Origin of the sequence: Salegentibacter sp. 24 (genome assembly GCF_004362395.1) — a bacterium.
Classification (GTDB): domain Bacteria; phylum Bacteroidota; class Bacteroidia; order Flavobacteriales; family Flavobacteriaceae; genus Salegentibacter.
The window spans coordinates 43,393-62,444 of the sequence record NZ_SNWE01000016.1 but is presented as its reverse complement, the minus strand read 5'-3'; the positions used below and the strand labels follow the sequence as shown (position 1 = coordinate 62,444).

At 36.1% G+C, this 19,052-nt stretch carries 19 protein-coding genes; 6 read left to right on the top strand and 13 right to left on the bottom strand.

The genetic code is table 11. The annotated features are described in order from the left end of the window. The first annotated feature begins 18 nt into the window (after window positions 1-18). Window positions 19-1,269 carry a glycosyltransferase family 4 protein gene (locus DET49_RS12320; RefSeq protein WP_133548407.1) on the top strand — a complete coding sequence of 417 codons (1,251 nt, stop codon included), beginning with the start codon at window positions 19-21 and terminating at the stop codon, window positions 1,267-1,269. A 100-nt stretch (window positions 1,270-1,369) separates the two neighbouring features. Here the strand turns inward: DET49_RS12320 and DET49_RS12315 are convergent, their stop codons facing one another. Next, entirely contained in the window at window positions 1,370-2,707 is a 1,338-nt protein-coding gene (locus DET49_RS12315) for an aspartate kinase (protein ID WP_133548406.1), read from the bottom strand. A 151-nt stretch (window positions 2,708-2,858) separates the two neighbouring features. Here DET49_RS12315 and DET49_RS12310 point away from each other — a divergent pair, with 151 nt between their 5' ends. Continuing rightward, the gene (locus DET49_RS12310) at window positions 2,859-3,503 is read left to right on the top strand and encodes a hypothetical protein (RefSeq protein ID WP_079734003.1); all 645 of its coding nucleotides are present in this window, start codon (window positions 2,859-2,861) and stop codon (window positions 3,501-3,503) included. Window positions 3,504-3,607: 104 nt separating this feature from the next. Here DET49_RS12310 and DET49_RS18490 read toward each other — a convergent pair whose 3' ends face one another. Together DET49_RS18490 and DET49_RS12305 are read right to left on the bottom strand one after the other, a co-directional pair. After that, entirely contained in the window at window positions 3,608-3,763 is a 156-nt protein-coding gene (locus tag DET49_RS18490; RefSeq protein ID WP_166636575.1) for a hypothetical protein, read from the bottom strand. 62 nt (window positions 3,764-3,825) lie between these two features. Beyond that, a complete protein-coding gene (locus DET49_RS12305) occupies window positions 3,826-4,701 on the bottom strand; it encodes a hypothetical protein (RefSeq protein WP_133548405.1) in 876 nt (291 codons plus the stop codon). A 152-nt stretch (window positions 4,702-4,853) separates the two neighbouring features. Between DET49_RS12305 and DET49_RS18840 the strand changes: the two genes are divergently transcribed. Next, window positions 4,854-4,985, top strand: a complete 132-nt coding sequence (locus DET49_RS18840) for a hypothetical protein (RefSeq protein ID WP_262707992.1) — start codon at window positions 4,854-4,856, stop codon at window positions 4,983-4,985. On the opposite strand, the gene DET49_RS12300 is transcribed toward DET49_RS18840, so the two are convergent. From DET49_RS12300 to DET49_RS12290, 3 genes are read right to left on the bottom strand one after another with little or no spacing between them, the layout of a single operon-like run. Beyond that, window positions 4,986-6,056: a transporter substrate-binding domain-containing protein gene (locus DET49_RS12300; protein WP_133548404.1), complete on the bottom strand. Its 1,071-nt coding sequence runs from the start codon at window positions 6,054-6,056 to the stop codon at window positions 4,986-4,988. It abuts the gene before it with no gap. Continuing rightward, window positions 6,053-6,511 (bottom strand): 3D domain-containing protein, encoded by a 459-nt coding sequence (locus DET49_RS12295; RefSeq protein WP_133548403.1) that lies wholly within the window; start codon window positions 6,509-6,511, stop codon window positions 6,053-6,055. The genes DET49_RS12300 and DET49_RS12295 overlap by 4 nt, the downstream gene beginning before the upstream one ends. Before the next feature lie 24 nt (window positions 6,512-6,535). Then, a complete protein-coding gene (locus DET49_RS12290) occupies window positions 6,536-8,002 on the bottom strand; it encodes a Gfo/Idh/MocA family protein (protein WP_133548402.1) in 1,467 nt (488 codons plus the stop codon). 285 nt (window positions 8,003-8,287) lie between these two features. Between DET49_RS12290 and DET49_RS12285 the strand changes: the two genes are divergently transcribed. Both DET49_RS12285 and DET49_RS12280 read left to right on the top strand, forming a co-directional pair. After that, on the top strand, window positions 8,288-8,719 hold the full coding sequence (locus tag DET49_RS12285) for a peptidylprolyl isomerase (RefSeq protein ID WP_133548401.1): 432 nt from the start codon (window positions 8,288-8,290) through the stop codon (window positions 8,717-8,719). 153 nt (window positions 8,720-8,872) lie between these two features. Then, complete coding sequence (locus DET49_RS12280; RefSeq protein ID WP_133548400.1) at window positions 8,873-9,286, top strand: OsmC family protein; 414 nt, start codon at window positions 8,873-8,875, stop codon at window positions 9,284-9,286. Window positions 9,287-9,357: 71 nt separating this feature from the next. Here the strand turns inward: DET49_RS12280 and DET49_RS12275 are convergent, their stop codons facing one another. The 3 genes from DET49_RS12275 to DET49_RS12265 are packed head-to-tail and all read right to left on the bottom strand — an operon-like array spanning window position 9,358 to window position 12,713. Continuing rightward, window positions 9,358-10,041: an N-formylglutamate amidohydrolase gene (locus DET49_RS12275; protein WP_133548399.1), complete on the bottom strand. Its 684-nt coding sequence runs from the start codon at window positions 10,039-10,041 to the stop codon at window positions 9,358-9,360. Then, on the bottom strand, window positions 10,038-11,258 hold the full coding sequence (locus tag DET49_RS12270) for a glutamate-cysteine ligase family protein (RefSeq protein WP_133548398.1): 1,221 nt from the start codon (window positions 11,256-11,258) through the stop codon (window positions 10,038-10,040). Before DET49_RS12270 ends, DET49_RS12275 begins: the two co-directional genes overlap by 4 nt. A gap of 3 nt (window positions 11,259-11,261) precedes the next feature. Beyond that, entirely contained in the window at window positions 11,262-12,713 is a 1,452-nt protein-coding gene (locus DET49_RS12265) for a RimK family protein (RefSeq protein WP_133548397.1), read from the bottom strand. A 139-nt stretch (window positions 12,714-12,852) separates the two neighbouring features. Here DET49_RS12265 and DET49_RS12260 point away from each other — a divergent pair, with 139 nt between their 5' ends. Continuing rightward, entirely contained in the window at window positions 12,853-14,142 is a 1,290-nt protein-coding gene (locus DET49_RS12260; protein ID WP_133548396.1) for a dipeptidase, read from the top strand. Between the two features lie 77 nt (window positions 14,143-14,219). Here the strand turns inward: DET49_RS12260 and DET49_RS12255 are convergent, their stop codons facing one another. From DET49_RS12255 to DET49_RS12240, 4 genes are all read right to left on the bottom strand, one after another. After that, entirely contained in the window at window positions 14,220-14,768 is a 549-nt protein-coding gene (locus DET49_RS12255; RefSeq protein ID WP_133548395.1) for a type 1 glutamine amidotransferase domain-containing protein, read from the bottom strand. 130 nt (window positions 14,769-14,898) lie between these two features. Next, window positions 14,899-15,909 (bottom strand): YihY/virulence factor BrkB family protein, encoded by a 1,011-nt coding sequence (locus tag DET49_RS12250; RefSeq protein WP_133548394.1) that lies wholly within the window; start codon window positions 15,907-15,909, stop codon window positions 14,899-14,901. Continuing rightward, window positions 15,906-16,430, bottom strand: coding sequence for a DinB family protein (locus DET49_RS12245; protein WP_243729636.1), 525 nt, complete (start codon window positions 16,428-16,430; stop codon window positions 15,906-15,908). Before DET49_RS12245 ends, DET49_RS12250 begins: the two co-directional genes overlap by 4 nt. A gap of 1 nt (window position 16,431) precedes the next feature. Next, complete coding sequence (locus DET49_RS12240) at window positions 16,432-19,005, bottom strand: phosphoenolpyruvate carboxylase (protein ID WP_133548393.1); 2,574 nt, start codon at window positions 19,003-19,005, stop codon at window positions 16,432-16,434. Window positions 19,006-19,052: the final 47 nt, after the last annotated feature.

Below are 19,052 nucleotides of genomic sequence, written 5' to 3'. Positions count from 1 at the left end.
TATTTTTGAAAAAAAAATATGCAGCGCTTACTTGTTATTGGATGTGTTTGGCCAGAACCTGAATCTTCTGCCGCCGGCAGTCGAATGCTGCAATTATTAAAGTTCTTTCTTTCTGAAAATTATGAAATAAATTTTGTGACCACAGCTGCTCGTAGCAAATTTGCTATAGATTTAAAAGTGATAAATATCGCTTCGGAAGTTGTTAAAATGAACCATGCTTCTTTTGATGAAATCCTAAAAAAAATTCAACCAAACCTGGTTCTTTTTGACCGGTTTATAACGGAAGAGCAATTTGGATGGAGAGTAGAGGAAGCCTGTCCGGGAGCAATAAAGATTTTAGATACAGAAGATCTTCATTTCTTAAGAAAAACAAGAACCGAAGCTTTCAAAAAAAATATTCACGCGGAAAATATTTATTTTGATAGCGAGATTACAAAAAGGGAAATCGCGAGTATATACCGCTGTGACCTGAGCCTTATAATTTCTGAAGTTGAAATGGAAATACTTCAAAAGAAATTCAATATAAGCAGAAACCTTTTACATTATCTCCCCTTTCTCCTCGATGCTGTTTCTGAGAAAAATAAGACAAAGCTGCCTAAATTTGATCAACGCGAAAATTTTATAAGTATTGGTAATTTTTTACATGAGCCTAATTGGAATGCGGTTTTATATTTAAAGGAACAAATCTGGCCCTTAATAAAACGGAAGCTTCCTGAGGCAGAAATTCATATTTATGGAGCCTATCCATCTCAGAAAGTCTGGAACCTACACGATGAAAAGGAAGGTTTTAAGATAAAAGGGCGAGCTGAGGATGCTGAAAGTGTAATGCGCAAGTCAAAAGTTTGCCTGGCACCGATACGATTTGGAGCGGGATTAAAAGGAAAACTCATACAGGCAATGCAATGTGGCACGCCCTGTGTGACCACCTCAGTTGGAGCCGAGGGAATTGCCGAAGCTGGGGACGTCCATTGGGAAAGATTTATCACAAACGATCCAAAGGAATTTGCAAATAAAGCTGTTCAATTATATTCTGAAAAAGAACTTTGGAATATTTCTGTAGAAAATGGATTTAAAATTATTGAATCAAGGTTCAGTAGACAAAAACATCAGAGGAAGTTATCGCAAAGATTATCTGATCTTAAAGAAAACATATATACTTACAGACAGCAGAATTTTGTTGGAAAAATGCTAAGACATCATCAGCATAGAAGTACCTATTTTATGGCCAAATTCATTGAAGAAAAAGAGAAATCTAATTTTCAAAATTAAAATATCGAAGGCTTTTAAATAGAAAACCGCTGGTTTAAATTAGCCTACCAGCGGTTTTCACTACACAAAAGGAACAGTTTTACCTGTTCACAAACAGAAATCAAACAAATTGAGGTATTGCTCGGTCTTCAAACAATTTTCGGTTTAAACCCTGTAGGGTTTGTATTTTGTTTTTGGTGTCGACTAATAAAGAAATGTTGTTATCACTCCCTCCATAGGAAATCATTCGTACAGGAATTTCGTTTAATAATTCAAATAATCGGCTAGTGCTTTTATCCTCAATAAGGCCTTCGCCCACAATACAAATAATACTATGTTCTTTCTCAACGGTAATTTCCCCATAAGCGATCAATTCCTCCAGGATTTCTTTTAAATTACGGTCATCATCAATAGTTAAAGATATCGCAATCTCTGAAGTGGTAATCATATCTATGGCGGTCTCATACTTATCGAAAACTTCAAAGATTTTTTTGAGAAAACCATGAGCCATCAACATTCGGTTAGATTTGATTTTAATGGCAGTAATCCCATCTTTTGCAGAAATTGCTTTAAGCCCCCGAGAATGTATTTCAGCTGAGATTTTAGTTCCGGGAAGCTCAGGAGTAAAAGTGTTTTTTAAAAATAAAGGAATTTGTCTTTTTATGACCGGGGAAATAGTTTGCGGATGCAAGATCTTCGCTCCAAAATATGCTAGCTCAGCAGCTTCCTCAAAGCTTAATTCAGCAATAGCATGCGTATTTTCAACATAACGTGGATCATTATTATGGAAACCATCAATATCGGTCCATATTTGTACTTCTTCAGCCTGAACTGCCGCTGCCAAAATGGTGGCGCTATAATCACTTCCACCGCGCTTGAGGGTACTGATAGAATTTTGACCATCTATTCTAACAAAACCCTGAGTGATGTAAATATCCGCCGGTTCAAGATGAGCTATATTTTTTTCAAATAACTTCCCTACCAAATCTGTATCGGGATTCTCCAGGTTAGAAACCTTCATAAATTCCTTCGCGTTGAGAAAATTATTCTGGAACCCGGAATTTGTAAGAAAATTAGAGAAAATATAAGTGAGCATGGTTTCGCCAGTTGTCACAACCTCTGCATACAGGCTTTCAGAATATTTTGTATGGCTCAGGTCTTGTATGTTTTGAAGTACATTATTTATAAAATCTTTAGCTTGTGAATTTAACACAGGTTGATCAATAAGCGCATCTATAGTTGATTCGTGTTTAATTTTCAACTCAGCAATAATAGAATTGATAGCGGAATAATTCTCAGCTTTAATAAAATCAGTAATTTCAACTAGTTTATTGGTTACCCCGGCCATGGCCGAAAGTACCAGGACTTTCTTTCCACTCCCCTTAGCCAAAATATTTTTTACATTTCGGATACTTTCTACAGATCCCACAGAAGTCCCGCCAAACTTTAATACTTTCATTGCTAATAATTTACTCTCGAATTGAGGTTTTAATTTTTAATATATAATTCGTCCACTGAATTATTACATGCATAATTAGAATTTATGCATTCAGTCACAAAAATTATCTATCAATTTATATACATTTGCACAAAATGTACAATATTTAACAATGAAAACTATTACTACCTGCGTTCACGATATAATAAGACACCAACCCTTTTTAGATGATGCCATTGCCCGAGATATTGTAAATTTCAGTGGGTTGGCAGAAGATATTCAGCCTCAAGTAGAAAAGGAAATGCGAAAACCTGTAAAACAGGGTTCTATAATAATGGCTTTAAGAAGATACGCTCCCCGGCGGACTAAAATAAATATGCAGCATCTCCGGGAACTTGGCGATATTGTAGTTCGATCAGGAATTACCGAATATACCTTCCTAAACTCGAATACCATAATTGCCAATAAAGCAAGGTTACTTGATGCTGTAAAGGATCAAACCGGGGTTTATCTTAACTATTCTAGTAATTACCAGGAAAGCAATATTTTAGTGTCTTCCAGTCTTACCAACCTTGTGGAAGATTGCTTCAGAAACGAAAGACGGGTCTCTATTAAAGAAGAACTATCTTCTATAACCATTGCTCTACCTAAGAATAGTTCGCAATTTGTGGGGTTGTATTTCTATCTTTTTAAATTACTTGCCTACGAAGGTATACCTATTTTTGAAATGATCTCTACCTCTAACTATTTTGCGCTCTTTTTAGAAAAGGAATATGTAAATCAGGCGTTTCTTTTGATTAATGAGATTAAGAAGTAGGGTAATCTCCTTTTGAATCAATTTAATCAAAAGCATATATTCATCCTAAGTTGTCCTGCAACTAAGTAAGATCCAGAGATACATTCAGTATATTGGTATAAATTTTACCAAAACTCAAAATAAAAACCCGAAATCACCACTGCTATAATAAGAATTATTATGATAGTGATGATAAATCCCATTCCAAAATTAGTTTTCTTATTATCCTTTAAAATATAATCTTTCGACTCTTTATCGTTTTTGTCTTCCTGTAATTCCATTTGGTTGATTTTTCTTTAAATTTAAGATTTAAAGAATATTAAAATAATAAACTAATCCTAATTTAATTCAGTTGATACCACCAAACGGCATTTTGATGGTTCATAGGTAAAACCAACTGGTTTTTTCCAGGGTCAAAGAAAATATCTCCAGCGCTTTTTTCAGAAGTTAAAACTTCTTTTATCTTTCCGTTTTTTCCTGTCAAGTAAATTTTACCAGTGGCCCAATCGGAAAGATAAAATGCATCTTCGCCAACCGGTTGTACGCCATCCAAGTTCCCTATTCCTTCTTTTGATAGCTTTTCAATCTTGCGCGTATCCATATTGACTTTTATAAAATTCCCGTCTTGATTTTCGCCCCAGGCCGCTACATATAAATTATCTTTATGTGCGTAAAGTCCGTTTACATATTCTAAATTGGTACTGTTTAAATATTCAAAAACCTCCCCTTTTTTATTTTCAGGAATCATCATATTGGGATTATCGCCGGGCATCAAATAAATAGCGCTTTTTCCTGAATCTGAAATAAAGATATTTCCATGAGCATCTAGGGTAATATCGTTTAAGGACTTGGCATCCTCAACTTCAATTCTCTTTGTTATTTCAGAATCTTCAATACTAATCTCAATAAGTTCAGTATTATTGGTCACATACAGTTTATCCCCAACCATAAGTAATCCCTTCGGGTCTTTTAAACCATCGATCCACTTTAATTCGGTAATTTCTCCTTCAGCAGAAACCCTGGAAATAAAGCCATCTCCTTCTACGCCATCTGCCATATTCGAGATATAATATTCGCTCTTATCTTCATTAAAAATTACAGATTCTGGATGGCTAAAGCCTTCTACTTTTTTAATTAAGGTTGCTGAAGTGCTTTGCGCATAAACTCCGCTGCCAATAATTAAACATATAAAAACGAGTTTGAGAGTGTATATTTTCATCAGATTTTATTTTGTTTTTTATAAAGATACAAAATCATAAGTTGTATTGTTTTAAGGCTTTCTACTGAAATGCTGCTAAATATTTGCTAATTCTCGATTTCCAAATTTGTTTTCCCCTAATTTAGCCCAACTTAACCTAAATTTAGATAATTATGAAAAGTATTATCAGAGCGATCCTTGCAGGCTGGGGAGCCAAAAAACTAGGTGGGGGTTGCGGATGTATTGGGATAATTGTAATGTTTGTAATCCTTTGGATTATCCTGGGTTATTTGGGACTGGGTTAATTACTCATATTCAGACATAATAGAATTCCACTCCATTGTTTTCATTACCCCTATGAGTACCGGATCAATCTTTTTTAATAATGGGGAATTCCTCGGGAAACTATAGCCGTAATAATCCATCTTTAGCGTTTTTGGAAGGATTTCAATTTCACCTTCGAGACCACTTTGTTTAATTTCATAGCGTAGTATGGGCTCATCGTAAACAAATAGTTTGATTTCTCTATTTTCAAGTAAATCAATTCCTTCCTTTTCATCGAGAACAGTGGTATGGTCGATATTGTAAAGATCTAACAACTCCTGGGCACTACTACTTTCTACACTGCTTACATCAAATTTTGAAAGATCCTGCACAGAATTTATTTCATCGTTCATGGATTGCACTGTTAAAGAAGAAGCGATACCGGCCGTTAAACTGGAAATTATAATTATGGCCATAAACATCCAAACAAGGGCAATTACCCTCCCGCCGATAGTTTTAGGCGATTTATCGCCGTAACCTACCGTTGTCATCGTTACTGCACTCCACCAAAAACCCTGAAGGATTCCGCGGGAACCACCACCAAATTCCTCAACATTCTTTTTTCGTTCAAAGATCCAAACTAAAAATCCGAAAATAAAAATTACGGCGAGTAAAATAAGTATTGCTGAAATAAAATTCCAGCTAAATAAGTTACCTAAATAATTAAAAATTTGCGATTCACTTCTTTTTGCAACACCGGTATGCGAGATAAAGTAAGGTTGGGAGAAATCCATTCGCTGCATTCGGCTATTGGTTACCGTAACGGGATTAATACTAAAATCTACCTCCCTGTTTTCAATTCCATTTAGTAATGCCTTAAGTGTAGCATATTCTTTATATTCATAATCTAGGTCCAGGCCTTCATTTACCAATTCCCAGGAATCTATACTTAAGCCTGTGTATTCTCCATTTTCTTGCATCACAAAAGGTGGTGTGGTGGTCACACCAATCAAAAATGTTTTGGATAGATCCAGACTATCCAAAGCCTGTTGTGCATTAATATTTAAACTTGAAAATAAAAAGATGAATGCCAGAAAGTATTTTTTAATCATTCAGAATTATTTTTTGATTTTTTATTCTCTGAAATTGAGCTGTAAGGAACCTCATAATAGATCTTTAATTTCCTCCGTCCAAATTTCCTGGCTTTTTCGACATCTTCATCCATATAAATATCGATTTTATTCTTCCAGCGATAGTGCATTTTATCCTTTACCAGAAAAACCCCGTCAAATCCTTCGATTTTAACGGGGGTATTGTGATCTAAACCTTTTTCTATTAAATCCCTAGAAACTGCAATTGCTTTAAGGCCGGTCTTCAAAGTATCTCCCCAGGCGGTTATATTAGCTCCTCCGGCTCCCGTTTGCCAACTCAGAGAATTATATGCCGAAGCCGTAACTTCTAAAGTATCCCAAACGGTTTTTGGTTCCTTAGACTTTTGATTACTGAAATTACATGCTGAAAAACTGAAGTAAAAAACTATTAACCATATTACTACCTCGACTTTCATACCTATAATCCCAAAATTATTTTTCTAGCTCAATTCCCAGCCATCGCGATATTCTCTTCGTACAAATTGATTGGCTTCATCGAAGTTGGTTACCCGCATATTTTCTGAATCCCAAAGCATTTTTATATCACGCCCTGGATATTCAAAGTAAGTATCCCCATTATCCCGTGTCTTTTTGTTTCTTACGTCATAGCCTCTAATAGCTAGATTCGCAATCAATAAAGTTTCGGTTAGTGGTCCAGCGATTTCGAAAGGAGAACTCAATTCTTTTTTTCCATAGCCGGCAATCGCTCCTTCTACCCATTGTGCATAATGCCCTTCTTCTCCCCCGGGAACGCGATCATATTTTTGAGCAACATTCACTTGATCAGTTTTAGAAGTGGGTAATAAACGTGGGTTTCGGCCGTAAGTACCACACATCATTTTTCCTTTATCCCCGATAAACAGCACACCGTTGCCTCCATCACCAAATGTTTCATTTGGTCCCAGTTCTTCCGGTCTTTTTGGTTTAATACCACCGTCCATCCAGTGTAATGTTACATCTTCACTGGTTTTATCCGTTTTAGGAAAAGTCATTACCGCGTGGCTTGAGGGCGGACAGCTTTCTGGGAAATAACCTCTTTGAAATTCATCTACATATACACTTCCCACACTACACTGAACATCTTTCGGATGGCCCAGGCCTAATACACGATAAGGAGCTTCTATTAAGTGGCAACCCATATCGCCGAGGGCGCCCGTTCCATAATCCCACCAACCACGCCAGTTAAACGGGACCAAACCATCAATATAATTCTTGTAAGGAGCAGTATTCAACCATAAATCCCAGTCTAAACCTTCGGGTATTGCTGCGGTTTTTCCTTTAGGCCATGGGATTCCTTGTGGCCAAACTGGACGGTCTGTCCATACATATACCGTATGTACTTTACCAATCACATCAGCATCATACCATTCCCGCATTTTTCTCACTCCATCTCCAGAGGCGCCTTGATTTCCCATCTGGGTAACCACCTGGTATTTTTTAGCAGCTTCCGTTAATTGTCGGGCTTCATAAATATCATGAGTTAATGGTTTTTGAACATATACTGGTTTACCTAATTCCATAGCCGCTAAAGCCTGCACAGCGTGACCATGATCTGGAGTGGAAACAGAAACTGCATCAATATTTTTAGATTCCTTCTCCAACATCTCCCTGTAGTCGGTATAAAATTTAGCCTTTGGAAACCGAGCAATTGAATTTGCTGCTCTTTTTTTATCTACATCACACAAAAAACCTATATCAGCCTTTCCTGATTGATAAAAACTTTGAAGGTCACTCTCTCCTTTTCCACCTACTCCAATTCCAGCAACTACCAGTTTATCACTGGGAGCCAAAAATCCGGGGCCACCCATTACATGTCTTGGGATTATACTGATTCCGGCGGTGGCAAGGGCGGTAGTTTTAAGAAAGTTTCTTCTGGAATTTGAGTTAGGGGTTTGGTCTTTTTTCATTGGACAGAAATTTAATTTTAATTGCTTTAGCTAATTTGAAATTTTTCAAAAATTTAAGTTAATAAATGTATTTACTAATTCCGGAAATTCCAATTTAAATTTTAAGCTATTGTCAGTCAGAAAGTAACATCTCGAAATCAGGCTCATCGTTAAATGTTAATATTTTTAAAAGATTCCGGGATTAAAGTCATGATAATTTGGAAGCGTATATTATAACTGTACCTTTGCACTCTTTAACGGGCATATTGTTAACAAAGCCCATTATAATTTTTGAAAAACAACATTATGAGTCAAGTAAAAGCAAATGACACAGTAAAGGTACATTACACAGGTAAACTATCTGACGGGCAGGTTTTTGACAGCTCTGTAGAAAGAGGAGAGCCTATAGAATTTACTATGGGGCAAGGACAGCTTATTCCTGGTTTTGAGAATGGCCTGATTGATATGAAAGTGAACGAGAAAAAAACCATAAATATTCCTAAAGAGGAAGCTTACGGAGAGCCAAGAGAAGAACTTGTTCAAGAGGTGCAAAAAAGTCAACTTCCAGAAGATATTAAGCCAGAAGTTGGAATGGGACTTGTTTCCAAAAGCCCTGATGGTCAGGAAATGAATCTCGTGGTAAAAGATGTAAAGGAAGAAACTATCGTGGTAGACGGAAATCACCCGTTAGCAGGAAAAGACTTAGTATTTGATCTTGAAGTAGTAGAGATCAAATAAGTTCTTAATAACTTATACTTTAAAAGCTCGAAGCTATTAGGTTTCGGGCTTTTTTGGTTTAAAACTCAGACTATAGGTTAAGGTTTTGATAATAATTTTTTGATAAGCATTATCATTTCTATATTAGGATAAATCAACATAAAAATTAGAATTATGAAAAGAAATGGAACCGCAGTGTGGAAAGGTAACCTTAAAGAGGGAAATGGTATAATTAGTACCCAAAGTGGGGTTTTGGATAAAACGAAGTATTCGTTTAAAACCAGATTTGAAGACGGTAAAGGCACCAATCCTGAAGAACTTATAGGCGCCGCCCACTCTGGCTGCTTTTCAATGCAGCTTGCCGCTAATCTTTCTCAAGAAGGTTTCGAGCCTGATGAATTGGAAACCAAAGCTGAAATTACTTTTGAAGATGGCACTGTTAAAAAATCACACTTAATTTTGAAAGCGAAAGTAAAAGGAATTGATAAAGCTCAATTTGATAAAATTGCCACAGATGCTAAAGAGAATTGTCCAATTTCTAAATTACTCAACACAGAAATCACTTTGGAATCTGAATTAGTTCAATAGGGTTAAAAAGACACCACAATAAAAATATTAGCCCCATATTCACTTATATATTTGTGAATTCGGGGCTTTCTTTATTTTAATAAACCTTTCAATGCCCAAAACACTGCATTATTAATCTGATGATCCATTTGGTTTTTAGACACAAATTTTTGATTTACCTCCAGTTCAATTCCCAAATAATTCTCGGGGAATTTTTTACGTAAATATGTTGTAAAACCGTCTGCCTTTCCCAGATATGGATAATTAAACCTTACTTTTAAATCAGGTTTCTGATACTGCAAATTTCCTTTGAAACTTCTGCTAAATGCTTTTTCTTTCTGCCTTTTAGGATTATAAAGTATTCCAATATCTGTATTTCTTATATTTCCGTTTAATTCCGGCGTAAAGGTATGAACTGAAAGGTGTAAGACTTTCTCCCCTGTTCTTGTATATTCTAAAACTTTCTTTTCCACCGCCCGGCGATAAGGAAGATAAAACTGGTCGAAAATTTTTGATTTCTGATGTAACGATAACTTCCTAGTGAATTCAGAAAATAAATACGGATGAGCTTTAGATCGGTTGACTTCAATCAATAACCTACTAGCTTCCTGAAGCTTAGTAAAACTGGCTAGGGCTTCCAATTTCCTAAATAAATTTAAGGCCCCGGGATCATAACCTCTGTGCGATTCTAGGACCTCTTCAGCATTTATAAATAAATTTTTGTATTCCTGCGGAATTGAATTAAAAGCGTGTTCGCAAGTTAAAACCAGTTTCACGGCTTAAAAAATTTGTTTGACTCTAGGCAATCAGCCAATTTGAAATAGGTCCTGCTAATATTTTCATCAGAAAAATCATTCCTTAGAGCTTTTAAAATTCTGGTAGATAGACTTCCATTGCTTAAAAGGAACTTAATGCTCTCCTGATGTCTGATGGCCATATTCCTTTTTACTTTAGAGAATAAAATTCGCCATATTTCCTTAATTTCTATAGGCTGAGAAAGTCCAAAGATTTTGAGGTAATCTTTATTGCTGATTTTAGTGTTTTCAGCATCTTTAATTACAGCATTGAATATTTCAAAAAGTTCATCTTCATTCCAATTCTTTTGTTCTTCTATAGAAACTAATTCTTCACTCACCAGCAATTTTAAGCATTCAATAATAAGAATTGCGATCGCCATATCAGCTTTGGGGCATTCCTGAATATCTATTACTCGAATCTCTATTGCATTTCTATCAAACCTTGCAATGGCCCCTCTAGAATTTAAAAAATGATGATCCAAAATATTTTCCGTATCGTGAGGTTTTATCGCAATATTTATGGGCTCAAAAATAGTTCTATAATAATTATCTTTAGAAAAAACTTGCTCGGGAATTACTTTCCCTGTCATTTGTGGGATTTCCTTTTGGTTGGTTTTATACACCTGCATTCTAAAATCCTTAAAGCCAGTATTTTTACCTTCGACCACCGGAGAACTAGCACTTAAAGCCGGAATTATTGGCAAAAGCAAACGCACCGCTGCGTGTAATTTTTCAAATTCATTATCATCAAAAAAGGGAAGATTTATATGCATACTTTGAACATTGCTCCAGCCGTGACCACTGCAGTCAAAAATGCGGTTATAAAGTGCATAAATTTTGCTGTAGCTATGCTCCCACAACTTCGTCTCCATGGCAGGGTTCATTAGAGGGTGTACTGCTGAAGGTAAAAGCATGGTGTTTTGCCTCTTTAGCAAAGCGTTTATTTCTTTGATATTTTTAGAAAAATGAAGATCTAATTGGTCCAAATCCCCGGTTGGGCCATTGGTCTTTAATTCCACTACATGTGCCACTAATTCATTGCTCCATTGTATTTGTCCATTTTCAATGTCCGAGGTAATTACTCCATTTTTATTTATAAAAAGCTGGTCTACAATTGGATTAACCTTAAAACTTGAGGCATTAACAAGCATATATTCCAGTTCGATCCCAAAAACTTCAAAAAGATGATACTTCATAAATTATTTCTTTACCAGTCGGTTTTTTAAAGCTGCCAAAATTTCCATGTAAACCTGTTCTCCGTAATAAGCATCTTCAACTCCAAAATCTATATTCGGGTTATCGTTTATCTCAATAACCAAAGGCTTTCCGCCAACTTCTTTTATATCTATTCCATAAAGGCCCATACCCATTAATTTAGCTGATTTTAAAGCGGCCTCAAGTATTTTTTTTGGGACCTTTTCTATAGGAAGGCAATCGGCATTTCCGTCCTGGTCGTCTTTTACTTTTGCATCCCAATTATAAATCTGCCAATGCCCCTTGGCCATATAATAACGGCAGGCATAAAAAGGTTTATTATCCAAGACCCCTATTCTCCAATCATACTCTGATGGTGAAAATTCTTGCGCAATCACTAATTCTGATTTTTTAAGCATCATGGTTACCAATTCTTGGTACTCTGCCGTTGTAGTTGCTTTTTTCACTCCAAAAGAAAAAGTAGAATCAGGTGATTTTAAAACCACCGGTAGCCCAGTAATTTCAAGTACCTTATCTATGTTTTCTTTATGAATTATTACTGTTTTAGGAGTTGGTATATTAGCGTTCTCTAATGCTTCTGCCATATAAACTTTGTTACAACACCTTAGGATTGCATCTGGATAATCTACAATGGCTATACCTTCCTGCTGAGCTTTTCTAGCAAAAGCGTAAGCCTCATTATTCACCTCGGTACTTTGCCGAATAAATAAGGCATCAAATGCCGATAGACGAGAAAGATCTTTGGGAGAAACGATTTCTACGTAGAAGTCCATTTTTTCAGCTATCTCAATGAATTTTTTTAAGGCCTTTGCATTACTTGGCGGAGCAGGATCATCGGCCTGTACTAAAATAGCTAAATCGTATTCGGCAATATTGGTTCGTGGTGTATCGTAACGCTTTTTAGCAAAATATTGAGCCGCAAACTCGTACATGCTTTCTAAATGCTCTTCCGGAATTTCTGCTTCGGAAATTGCTTTGATGCTTTTTATATTCCATTTGGTTGTGTAGTTGAATTTTACTCGCAAGAATGGAATTTGAAAATGTCTATGAAACATGGCACTCAACTCCTTATATTTCTGCGCAACATTTTGGCCAAAATAAATACTGAGGGTAAACTCCTGGGATTTGATGCCTTTTAAGCTGGTTTGCATTAAATCATCAAACTCCTCTGATACTATTTTAACCAGTTTAGGTTCCCTCAAATCAACTATATTTTTTACTGTTGGAATCGCTAAATGGCCTCGGGCCTCGGCTAAAAGTGAAACATAATAACCTTTCGACTGATAAGAATAATCCTTGCATAGGTTGAATATCCTTGCGTTTTTGATCTTAGCGAAGTTAGGATTGGTGAGATAGGATTGCGCTGAAATAATTTCTACGTGGTCAAGTTTTAATTTCCACTTTTCAGGCTGGTTTACAATTATATATTTATTCATTGAGCGGTTGAAAATTCTATCAAATGTAGTAGAAAATTGATTATGTTTTTAATCATTTTTAGCAAATTAAGACTTTCTTTTTAATCATTTAATTTTTATTAGTAATTTGAGAGCTTCAACAAAAAGCAAACTCATTAATATGAAATTATACCTACTGAGCCTTACACTAATTTTTACAGGAAATCTTGCTTTTGGCCAACAACACAAAGATGAAATTTTATTAAAAAAAGCAAAAGAAATTCACGAAAATGTAATTACGATAGATACTCATGCCGATATTAATATCAACAATTTCACAAAAGATAGAAATTATTCGATGGCATTGGAAAACCAAGTAACCTTACCAAAAATGGAAGCTGGCGGGCTTGATGTGGCCTGGTTTATCGTGTATACCGGGCAGGATAAACTTACCGATGAAGGTTATAGAAATGCTTATCAAAACGCGATGAGTAAGTTTAAAGCGATCCATAAACTGGTGAATGATTTTGCTCCGAATCAAATAGGTTTAGCAACGAATTCTAAAGAAGTTCGAAATTTAATTTCTGAAGGGAAAAAAGTGGCAATGATTGGTGTTGAAAACGGTTATTCTATTGGGAAAGATATTGAAAACGTTGAAAAATTTTATGACCTGGGTGCTAGGTATATGTCTTTAGCTCACCAGGGACATAGCCAGTTAAGCGATTCAAATACTGGAGAAGAAAACCAGGACTGGTTGCACAATGGCCTTAGCGATTTAGGAAAGAAGGTTATCGTTGAAATGAATCGTCTGGGTATGATGATAGATGTTTCTCATCCTTCTAAGAAAGCCATTAAGCAGATGTTTGAACTTTCTAAAGCCCCGCTTATTGCCTCCCACTCCTCTGCCCGGCAACTTTGCGATCACAGTCGAAATTTGGACGATGAACTTTTATTACTCTTTAAAAAACATGGTGGCGTAGTACAAACTGTGGCTTTTAGTGCATATGTCAATAACCAAAAGAATAAAGCCTTCGAAGAAGCAAGTGCGATAATCTATAATAAGAAAGCAGAGGAAATGAATTTTGAGATCTTGCCTGATGATACTTTAAGAACACTAAGCAACATTGATAGAAATAGGTATTATGCAAAACACCACCAAGTAAAAACTGCAGCAATTCCTGAAATAGAATTATTAAAGCAGAAAATTGAACCTGTAGATGTTGCCGATTTCGTAGACCACATAGACTATATGGTTAATTTAATTGGAATTGAGCATGTTGGAATAAGCTCAGATTTCGATGGTGGAGGCGGAATTGAAGGCTGGCAGGATGCTTCTCAAACTTTGAATATTACCAAAGAACTGGTTAAACGCGGTTATTCAAGGGATGAAATCGCCAAACTCTGGGGAGAGAATCTACTAAGGGTGATGAATGAAGTTAATGATGTGGCAACCAAACTCCAGAAAGCATAATCAGTGATTTTAGAACACAAAAAAAGCTGTAGGGAACTTATTCCATACAGCTTTTTTGTATCTACTTTTAAACTGGATTATGCGTGTTGCAAATCGTGTTTACCTTCTTTAATCTCCTCGATCATCTTAGCATTAAAAGCAGGAAGATCATCAGGGTTTCTTGACGTCACAAAGGCTTCATCGACAACAACCTCTTTATCTACCCAAAGTGCACCGGCATTTTCAAGATCTTTTTTGATTGACTTAAAGGAAGTCATAGTTCGTCCCTCTACAACTTCAGCACTAATCAAGGTCCAGGCCGCGTGGCAAATAGCACCTACAGGCTTACTTTGCTTAAAGAAATCACGCACAAACACAAGTGCATCTTCGTTTCTCCTTAACTGATCCGGGTTTAAAACACCTCCAGGAAGTACTAATGCATTATAATCTTTCGCACTTACTTCCTTAACGGAATAATTAACCTCTATTTCTCCTGACCAGTTGGTGCCTTCCCAGCCTTTAATTTTTCCTTTTTCGAGACTTACGATATCTACTTTAAAGCCTTCATTTTCCAAAGCTTCTTTTGGTGAAAATAATTCACTTTTTTCAAATCCGTTTGTAGCTAAAATTGCTATTCTCTTTTCCATAATTTCATCTTCATTTTTAGTTCATTCAAAGATAAAATATGTAAAGCCCATAGTGTGCTAAGGTCTTTATAAAAGGATTCCGTCTAAAGTTAAACTTTGATTAATTCTCTTAAAAGTATTTAAATTAGAGCTATTTCTTATTTTTTATTTTCTGATTTTTCCCACGATTTTTCTCCCAATCCATATTATTTTTAAGGGTGTCGATAATTTCCTTCTCTTCCCCTAGTTGGGTACGCTTTTGCTGTAGTTTTTCCAATTCCTGATAAATTGCAGGTTCTCCATATTTATTAGGGATTACCCGTTCATTTCTAAGAAGGGCATATTGTACAGTAAATTCAGCACCAAAAAACAATATTAAACAGGTATAATAAACCCAAAGTAAAATGAGTACGACAGAGGAAGCACCTCCGTAGACAGAAGCTGGTTCACTTTTTCCGAAATAAAAGCTAATTAAGCCTTCTCCTATCAGAAATAAAATAGTAGTAACTGCTGCTCCCAAATAAGTAATTCTCCAACGTAATTTAATATCTGGGAGTAACTTAAAAATAGCAGCAAACAAAGTAGTAATTACCAGAAATGAAATGCCGGAATTGGCAGCCTCAACCATAAATTCAGTTACATTTGGGGCATAATGTTTGATTTCCTCCTTTAAAATGGTGATTAAAGCAGAGATAACCAGGGATAATAAAAGTAAAAGACCGATTACCATTACCATACCGAACGAAATAAGCCGATCTAATAAAATTCCCACGAAATTAGTTTGTTTAGCAGCAACATTCCAAATATTATTCATCGCCATTTTAAGCTGAAAAAACACTCCGGTAGCACCAAATAGCAACATTCCTATACCAAATATAATTGCCCAGGTAGATTCTGTTGCCAAGGCAGCGCTGGCAATCATTTCTTCAATAGCCTTAGCAGGTTCCTGGCCTATAAAACCACTGATTTCTGAAGTCAATCTTCCCTGAACTGCCTTTTGTTCAAAAAAATAACCGGCAATGGTTACAACAATTATTAATAAAGAAGGCAGGGAAAATAATGCGTAATATGCAATGGTTGCGCTACGAGCAAAAGGCTCATTTCTATTCCAGCTTAGATAAGCCTGCTTCAACAATGACCAGGAAGTTTTAAAGAACTTCATAAAATTCGATAATTATCTTTGAATATTTCAATATGATGTTTGGTATGGCCTGCTGTTATAAAACCTAAAGCACGGCAGCTCGTTGGACTCCCACTTACAAACCCCTGACGCTCCAGCATTTCTTTTGAAAAACTACGATAAAGAGAAATACCTGCATTTCTTACCGTTTTAAATTCTTTTTTAAAACTTTTTAAATTCCGGTTTTGTGCAGAACTCATAGGAGTGTATGCGTTATGATCAAATCCCGGTAATTTAATTCCGGGTTCCCTTGCCAGAGTGAGCGACCTGTATTGAAAAATTCTTTCTACATCTATAAGGTGCTGAAGTACTTCAGCTATGGTCCATTTTCCTTTGGCATAACTATACTTTAGATCTTCTGGCCTTATTTTATCTAAAAGCTGAAGAAATTCTTCCCTGTTTTCAAGAAGTAAAATCCCCAGCTCTAAAGTGCCGGGGATTTTTTGCAAATATCTGTCGTAGTACGCATTGTACTCATTAGATTCTAAACTATTTGCTATCATATTAAGCTGAATTTCTGCTTGCATTAATATTACCGTAAAGAGAACGGGTTACCATTTTCTCGTATACCTCAAGCAACTCCTCTTTGCTCTTACCTTGTTTCTGAAGCTCCTGTACTTTTCTAAGGGCATGCTGTTGAATGGTTAACAATGGCAATACAATGCGCTCACGAGCTTGAATAGAAGCTCTTCCTGCTGGTTGATTTTCCATCAGTTCCTGGTAACCGGTTACTTTCAATAACATGGCATGACTACGTTTGTATTCAGCATAAATAATTTTCCAAAAATCACCAAATTCCTTGTCTTTCTCCATATAAGCTGTAAGTGCAAAGAAAGATTTGGTAAGGCTCATCATAGAATTTTCCAGTAGCGTTTTAAAGAAAACCGAATTGTTATAAAGTTGTTTGACTTTATGAAATTCTCCTGCTTTTTCATACTTCTCCAAGGCAGTTCCTACTCCGAAAAATCCTGGAACATTCTGTTTCAACTGGCTCCAGCTTCCCACAAACGGAATGGCCCTTAAATCGGTTAAATTTAATTTAGCTGATTTATTTCTTTTTGAAGGACGACTTCCAATATTGGTTTTAGAGTAATATTTTAGGGTACTCATTTTTTCCAAATAAGGAATAAACTTCTCATGCTCCTTGAAATTAGTGTAAGTCTCATAACTAATTTCAGCAAGATTTGTCATGGTTTCCCGGTCTTCATCAGTTAATTGATTTTCCCCTTTACTAAAGATCTCGTTAGAAACTCCGGAACTAAGCAATTGCTCCAGGTTATATCTACACGAATCCCGGGTTCCGAAATTAGAACTAATCGTTTGCCCTTGCACGGTCAACTGGATTTCTTCATTTTCAATACCAGAACCTAAAGATGCGTAGAACTGGTGGGTTTTACCGCCGCCACGAGCCGGTGGTCCTCCTCTACCATCAAAGAAAACGACCTTGATACCATATTTTCTGGAAACCTCGGTAAGCATTTCCTTGGCTTTGTAAATACTCCAATTAGCCATTAAATAACCGCCGTCTTTAGTCCCGTCACTGAATCCGAGCATAATCGTTTGCTTATCACCTCTGCTTTTCAAATGCTCACGATAAACCTGGTTTTTATACAATGTTTCCATGACATCTGGGGAAGCTTTTAAATCAGGAACTGTTTCGAAAAGTGGGATAATATCTACCGTCGGCTTTTTCCAACCGCATAGCCTTAAGAATGCAAAGGGTTCTAAAATACTTTGAGGGACTTCACTATGACTAATTATATACCTGTTAGCTCCATTTTCTCCATTTTTTCCCTGAATTTCCTTCATCGCATAAATGGAAGAAAGGGTAGATTTAACTATTCCATCCTCAAAATGATCGGGATCTATATTCCCTTGAACCTTGGTAAGGGTTTCAATTTGCTCTTCATTAGAGAGCGAAGCATAATTTTCAGGAAATAAATCCGCGTGTTTTTTAAGGATTTCTTTAAGAACCTCATCATGAATTCCTGAATCCTGACGGATGTCTAAAGTAGCAAAATGGTAACCGAAGATATTAACCTTATTGATTAAATCATTTATTTCTTCAATAAACAGCCCCTGGTGTTTTTCTTCAACTATTTCCCTGATCTGTTGTAGTTTTGATTTAAAGTCTTCAAGTGACATTTTAATCTTTCCGGATCTGGAGATTGCACTCTGATAAAGCGCGGTTTCCATTTCAGCGATAATTAGATCAACTTCATTAAAGGTTACCCTTCTTTTAAGTGCTCTAATATCACGATAATAATTAAGTAAAATTGTGCTTCTCAATCTTTGAGCAACCTTTAAGGTGATCTCAGTAGTTACAAAAGGATTTCCATCACGGTCTCCGCCTGGCCAGAATCCTAAATTGATAACCTGATTGCCAATATCCTGTCCTTCAAAAATATTTTGTTGAATGTAATTATAGATTTTACTGACACTCTGGTAAAATACATTTTCAAAATACCAGATTAGACTAACCGCCTCATCATATGGTGTTGGCTTTTCTTTCTTGAAAAACGGGGTTTTCCCGAGTTGTGATAGTAATTTTTTAATTAGGGTAATATCGTTCTTTTGGATAGCTTTGTCTAGATCAGTAATAATTCCTAAAACAGCCCCTGGATAAAACTGCGTGGGGTGCGCTGTCAAAGTTGGCCTTACATTAAAGCGTTTCAGATATTCACGTAATTCCGGTGTTTTATCCTTTGCTTCGGCTTCCTCTTTAACGTTTCTAAGAGTACCGCGACCGTCCATATTATTCACTATCGGAAAAGAAGCGTCTTCAATAGCATCAAAAAGTACTACCTGCCGCTCTATGTATTGGATAAACCTAAATAATAAACTGATCTGAAGTTCTTCGGAAGGATCATCCTGATATTTACTGAAGAAGGTTTCAATAATTTCTGAAGGATTTTTATTCTGCTTAAAACCGGCTTCACATAACTCCTGAAATAGAGGTAGCAGGGATCCTGTTTTGCTAATATCGTCAAAAGGCAGGGTTAAAAATATACTGTTATAAACCTGGTATTTTGAAAGCACACTTTCGTTAAAACGTTCCAGTTTTGGTTCTCTGTTCATAATAAATTTTAGTTGATTAAGATTGATTTTAAAATTATAAAAAAACC

What these genes read in the sequence shown, in the direction of transcription:
- DET49_RS12290 (WP_133548402.1), bottom strand. Translation starts at nt 8,002, where the DNA reads ATGAAAAAAGACCAAACCCCTAACTCAAATTCCAGAAGAAACTTTCTT.
- DET49_RS12315 (WP_133548406.1), bottom strand. Translation starts at nt 2,707, where the DNA reads ATGAAAGTATTAAAGTTTGGCGGGACTTCTGTGGGATCTGTAGAAAGT.
- DET49_RS12295 (WP_133548403.1), bottom strand. Translation starts at nt 6,511, where the DNA reads ATGAAAGTCGAGGTAGTAATATGGTTAATAGTTTTTTACTTCAGTTTT.
- DET49_RS12240 (WP_133548393.1), bottom strand. Translation starts at nt 19,005, where the DNA reads ATGAACAGAGAACCAAAACTGGAACGTTTTAACGAAAGTGTGCTTTCA.
- DET49_RS12310 (WP_079734003.1), top strand. Translation starts at nt 2,859, where the DNA reads ATGAAAACTATTACTACCTGCGTTCACGATATAATAAGACACCAACCC.
- DET49_RS12300 (WP_133548404.1), bottom strand. Translation starts at nt 6,056, where the DNA reads ATGATTAAAAAATACTTTCTGGCATTCATCTTTTTATTTTCAAGTTTA.
- DET49_RS12270 (WP_133548398.1), bottom strand. Translation starts at nt 11,258, where the DNA reads ATGAAGTATCATCTTTTTGAAGTTTTTGGGATCGAACTGGAATATATG.
- DET49_RS12305 (WP_133548405.1), bottom strand. Translation starts at nt 4,701, where the DNA reads ATGAAAATATACACTCTCAAACTCGTTTTTATATGTTTAATTATTGGC.
- DET49_RS12250 (WP_133548394.1), bottom strand. Translation starts at nt 15,909, where the DNA reads ATGAAGTTCTTTAAAACTTCCTGGTCATTGTTGAAGCAGGCTTATCTA.
- DET49_RS12255 (WP_133548395.1), bottom strand. Translation starts at nt 14,768, where the DNA reads ATGGAAAAGAGAATAGCAATTTTAGCTACAAACGGATTTGAAAAAAGT.
- DET49_RS12320 (WP_133548407.1), top strand. Translation starts at nt 19, where the DNA reads ATGCAGCGCTTACTTGTTATTGGATGTGTTTGGCCAGAACCTGAATCT.
- DET49_RS18840 (WP_262707992.1), top strand. Translation starts at nt 4,854, where the DNA reads ATGAAAAGTATTATCAGAGCGATCCTTGCAGGCTGGGGAGCCAAAAAA.
- DET49_RS12265 (WP_133548397.1), bottom strand. Translation starts at nt 12,713, where the DNA reads ATGAATAAATATATAATTGTAAACCAGCCTGAAAAGTGGAAATTAAAA.
- DET49_RS12280 (WP_133548400.1), top strand. Translation starts at nt 8,873, where the DNA reads ATGAAAAGAAATGGAACCGCAGTGTGGAAAGGTAACCTTAAAGAGGGA.
- DET49_RS12245 (WP_243729636.1), bottom strand. Translation starts at nt 16,430, where the DNA reads ATGATAGCAAATAGTTTAGAATCTAATGAGTACAATGCGTACTACGAC.
- DET49_RS18490 (WP_166636575.1), bottom strand. Translation starts at nt 3,763, where the DNA reads ATGGAATTACAGGAAGACAAAAACGATAAAGAGTCGAAAGATTATATT.
- DET49_RS12260 (WP_133548396.1), top strand. Translation starts at nt 12,853, where the DNA reads ATGAAATTATACCTACTGAGCCTTACACTAATTTTTACAGGAAATCTT.
- DET49_RS12285 (WP_133548401.1), top strand. Translation starts at nt 8,288, where the DNA reads ATGAGTCAAGTAAAAGCAAATGACACAGTAAAGGTACATTACACAGGT.